Here is a 1730-nt window from a genome sequence, read left to right on the forward strand (position 1 = left end):
GTATGGAGGAGGGCTGGCAAATGGCTTTTTCAGCGATGTCAGCCCTATCAGCAAAAGATATGGGACAAGATTAGCGCCCGGCGGGGGGACAATGCGGTTTATGGCTTGGAGAATTTTGTCGAGGGCGGTGGGAAGCCGTTGGAGAACTTCCTCATTGGTCAGGCGAACGGTACGGAAGCCGCAGGCTTGGAGATAGGCATCACGATCGGTATCTTTCTCCTGCTGAAAATCTTTGCTGTGATAGCCGCCATCTACTTCCACTATCAATCGAAACTCAGGACAGTAGAAGTCAAAGATCGAGGTCTCGTAGGCATGCTGTCGCCTAAAACGAAGTCCGGCCAATCGCTTGCCACGCAGTGCTTCCCAAAGCGCTTCTTCTGCCTCGGTGGGCATCACACGGTTCTCCCATGCCCAGTGCTGTAGCTCTGGCGAAGCACCACGCCAGTATCTCGGTTTTGCTTTCATCACCCGTATAACGGTTGAGCAGAGGCGTTTCTGATAAAATCCCCAAAATTCTTTTTTTAGCCCCTAACCGCATTGTCCCCCCGCCGGGCGGGGGTTAGGGGGGAAGAACCAGCCCCCACTTCGCATAACAGGCGCTTCGATACCCCGGGAAAGTATCTTGCTCGATGGCGACGCGTGCCTCCTCCATCACTTTGGCGTAGTAGGCCAGGTTATGGTACGTCGCGAGGCGTGAGTAGAGAATCTCTTTGCTCTGGTGCAGGTGCCGCAGATACGCGGCGCTGTGGCGGCGGCAGACCTTGCAGTCGCACTCGGGGTCAATCGGGCCTTGCTCGTCGGTCCAGCAGGCGTTGGAGATATTGATGCGGCCTTGTGACGTGTACAGAGCGCCGTTGCGGGCCATGCGGGTGGGCAGGACACAGTCGAACATATCAATGCCGTAGTAGATGCCGTCCAGCAAGTCCGAGGGCGTGCCGACTCCCATCAAGTAGCGCGGCTTGTGGGCAGGTAGGAGCGGTGTGGTCAGGGCCGTGACGCGGCGCATCTCCTCCACGGGCTCGCCCACGCTCACGCCGCCAATCGCGATTCCGGGAAAGTCCATCGCGCTCACGGCCTCCGCAGATTGCACACGCAGATCGTCGTAGCCGCCGCCCTGCACGATCCCAAAGAGCAGGTGCCCGGTAGCATCGCCGCCCAGCTCGTTGTGGCGTGTCAGGCAGCGCTCCTCCCAGCGGAGCGTGCGGTCCAGCGAGTCTTTCGTGTACTGCCAGGTCGCCGGGTGGGGCGGGCACTCATCGAAGGCCATGATAATGTCCGCGCCCAGCTCGTGCTCAATCTCCATCACGCGCTCCGGGGAAAAAAGATGCTTGCTCCCATCGAGGGTTGAGCGAAACGTCACGCCCTCCTCGGTGATCGTGCGCATGTCTTTGAGCGAGTAGACCTGGTAGCCCCCCGAATCGGTGAGCATCGCGCCCTCCCAGCCAATGAACTTGGGGAGTCCGCCAAACCGCGCCACGCGCTCGGAGCCGGGCCGCAGATAGAGGTGGTACGTGTTGCCCAGAATCAGCCGGTAGCCCAGCTCCCAGACCTCCTCGAAGGTCATCGCCTTCACCGTGCCCTGCGTCCCCACAGGCATAAAAGCCGGGGTCTGCACGGTCGCACGGGGAAGTCGCAGCTCCCCGCGTCGTGCCTGGCAGTTACTCGCCGATTTCTGTAGCGTAAAGAGGCTCATCGGCCCCTATGCTACCACTTTTTCGCTACGGTATACT

At 60.0% G+C, this 1730-nt stretch carries 2 protein-coding genes; both read right to left on the reverse strand.

Annotation, left to right across the window (positions count from 1 at the left end; all coding sequences use genetic code 11):
* Window positions 1-465, reverse strand: a 465-nt coding sequence (locus RMO15_RS05105; RefSeq protein ID WP_309708703.1) for an endonuclease domain-containing protein, incomplete at its 3' end; no start/stop codon positions are given.
* 94 nt (window positions 466-559) lie between these two features.
* A complete protein-coding gene (tgt, locus tag RMO15_RS05110; protein WP_309708707.1) occupies window positions 560-1693 on the reverse strand; it encodes a tRNA guanosine(34) transglycosylase Tgt in 1134 nt (377 codons plus the stop codon).
* Window positions 1694-1730: the final 37 nt, after the last annotated feature.

Source organism: Armatimonas sp., assembly GCF_031410135.1.
Lineage (GTDB): Bacteria > Armatimonadota > Armatimonadia > Armatimonadales > Armatimonadaceae > Armatimonas.